The 544-nt window shown below is 50.6% G+C and carries 1 protein-coding gene; it reads right to left on the bottom strand.

Annotation, left to right across the window (positions count from 1 at the left end; translation table 11 throughout):
* Positions 1-259, bottom strand: a 259-nt coding sequence (locus tag AC1DRJ_RS32040; protein ID WP_477805620.1) for a hypothetical protein, incomplete at its 3' end; no start/stop codon positions are given.
* Positions 260-544: the final 285 nt, after the last annotated feature.

Genomic DNA, 544 nt, shown 5'->3' with positions numbered 1-544 from the left:
CCACAAACGGAATCTCACGCTCACGGGCTTCCTGCGGCTGCCATGAGGCCAGGTCGTCAACATGAGAAGCCAAAACCTTGGTGCCGTCACAATTGCGCAGCACAGACTCCAACAGTATCCGTATCACTACAGGTAAGCGACCCAACTGCGGATACCCTTCTGCCTGTAAATCAGCCAGAGAATGGTAACGGTGCACTCGCCCATCGGACGTCTCAAAGGTTTGCAGACGCTTAATCGCAGGAAAGGTTGAGTCGGTCATCAGGCTTCTCTCAGGCTCTAATTGTTTATTTTTATTAAGAAACACAATTAGAGTAGAGCTGACATATTGATTTTGTCAACACAGAAACGCAATTAAGGACGAAAGGCGCAAAAAAGGCCGCGAAAGGCGGCCTCTGAGCTTTGATGAGATGGTGCTGAGCTTCAACTTCAGTAGGTTTTAGGTTGGCTCTCGATCGAAGACGGCCGAGACAGCTTTTTTACGCCAAGCGCCTTCAATGTGCTGGCGCATGAAGCTCGCAGCCCCCAGATTGTCGCCCTTCTCGAT

This window comes from Pseudomonas sp. P5_B2 (genome assembly GCF_056400445.1).
Note: the sequence above shows the minus strand (reverse complement) of the source record. Positions and strands in the feature narration are given on the sequence as shown.